We start from the raw sequence: 1,831 nt of genomic DNA, 5'->3' as shown, positions 1-1,831 counted from the left end.
TAGTTTATGTTTGCTTTTTAGTGAGGGTCAAGGACACCATCATGTCTTTATCAAATCTTTATTTTTCGTGTCGCGCCGCCTGCAGAGCCAAAATAGGTCAAGACCCCGCTGTTTATATAGCGAGAACAGGTCATTCACACAAAAATTCTAGGTAATTGAATGTGATGAAAATATCTAAAATATGTCACATATTACACTTGTAAAGTATTTCTATACAGTAGCATTTCAAAAATTTTTATAGTTACCTGCCGAAATAAGTACCGCGTATCGCATGTGCAGACGGCGGGTCGTTTTTCGCCCACTGTTGGGCACTACTAACGTTTCACCTCTTGTTAATGATGCTGGGGGTAGCGTGCGTGAGGCTACCAGATATACTGCTGAGACTGTCGCGTACCAGAAGGAGTTCAAAACGAGCGATATGGGCGAGAAAGCGCTGTCGGGGTTCGGTAAAGATATGGTGAAGTCTGGTTTGAGAAGTGGGACTAAGATGGATGAGTCTACTGCCGCTCTTAACCGCGCACGTTTGGTTAATTCTGTGCAGACTACGCAGGCTGCCATGACGAAGGCTAAGGATGGTATTCAGACCGGGATACGGAACCTGTATACGCCTCCCATCCTGCGATAGACACTAAGCACGAATATTCCTAGAGGGGGCATCTATGGTTTCAAAGGAATAGCTATGTTTCTGATGCCGTGCATGGAGTTTTATGAATTGGGTTCATTGGCCAATGGTGTCTGCAGGAAGGAATAGTTGGGAATGGGAGATAAGAGAAAAAAGGATATTAAAGACACTATAGTATCGTTCTTATTTTTTGCTGTAGTTTTTGGTGTTGTGTGGTCTTTATATTATTTTTTCTCGCGTGATGATAGTGCGGGGAATTATAAGTATTGCACCCTCGAGCATGTTGATGTGCACGATCGGGGTGGTCTGGTCTCGGGGAATACGGATTATAAGCGTGTAGCAGATTTTAAGACAAAAGAGTGTGGGAATTTGTATATGACAGATTCCCCGGATCCTGGTCGGTCGATGGATGATTATGTGGGGTCTTTGGAGGTTGGTGGGTATTACAAGGTGACTCTTCTTAATGTTCAGATGCCGGATGCTAAGACTGTTTCTGTGACAAGGTTTGAAAAGGCAGAACGACCTTCATAAAAAAGGGAGCAGGGATTTGAGGGAAGGTAGGTTGTGGTGCCTCCTGCATTGATTGGGTTGTTAGCTAAATTGCCGAAAGAGCGGTTCCAAAGATGCCTAAGGGTGTTAGGAGAGGTATATGAAATACTCTGATGATACGAGCAATGAAAATATCAATGACCCTTCCGTCATGGATCGCTCTAGCGCACGTCAGTACCTTGTGTTTGGGTTGCTGCTAGGAATACCGTCGTGTGTGGCAGCCCTTTTAGGGATTGTACTTTTGATAGCGGATACCAAGAATAACTTGGTCAGTAGTCTTTCCATGATAGGAGTCGGTGCTTTTAACACTGCGCTTGCTGTTTTACTGTTTTTGAGCGGTTATAAGGCTCTCAAGCCTCAGAAGGAGAAATAGTCCTGGTTTCCGATTCTCTGCAGATCGCGGCGATTAAGGTGCAGAATTATGATTATAGTCAGTTGGTTACTCCCCCAATACTGCGGTAGAAGCTCTAGGAGTTGTCATGGCACAGCAAGGTACCCAACGTACTAAAAGGCGGAAAGGGATGGTTAGCACTGTTTTATTGATCATTGCGATCCTTTTACTTTTGTTTCTTCCGGGATATTTGGCACGTATTTTTGGTGATGATAGTGAGGGGAAGTATAAGTATTGCACGGTCGAGAAAGCCTGGGCAGAATACCGTG

At 44.4% G+C, this 1,831-nt stretch carries 3 protein-coding genes and 1 pseudogene; all 4 read left to right on the top strand.

Annotation, left to right across the window (positions count from 1 at the left end):
• Positions 1 to 352 precede the first annotated feature (352 nt).
• Complete coding sequence (locus HMPREF2554_RS00800; protein WP_115333518.1) at positions 353 to 625, top strand: hypothetical protein; 273 nt, start codon at positions 353 to 355, stop codon at positions 623 to 625.
• A gap of 372 nt (positions 626 to 997) precedes the next feature.
• Complete coding sequence (locus tag HMPREF2554_RS11700) at positions 998 to 1,153, top strand: hypothetical protein (protein WP_244864855.1); 156 nt, start codon at positions 998 to 1,000, stop codon at positions 1,151 to 1,153.
• A 118-nt stretch (positions 1,154 to 1,271) separates the two neighbouring features.
• Positions 1,272 to 1,544 (top strand): hypothetical protein, encoded by a 273-nt coding sequence (locus HMPREF2554_RS00790; RefSeq protein WP_013398248.1) that lies wholly within the window; start codon positions 1,272 to 1,274, stop codon positions 1,542 to 1,544.
• A gap of 106 nt (positions 1,545 to 1,650) precedes the next feature.
• Positions 1,651 to 1,831, top strand: a pseudogene (locus HMPREF2554_RS00785) (hypothetical protein); the annotation flags it as partial.

Source organism: Rothia sp. HMSC071F11, assembly GCF_001809115.1.
Classification (GTDB): Bacteria; Actinomycetota; Actinomycetes; order Actinomycetales; family Micrococcaceae; genus Rothia; species Rothia dentocariosa.
Note: the sequence above shows the minus strand (reverse complement) of the source record. Positions and strands in the feature narration are given on the sequence as shown.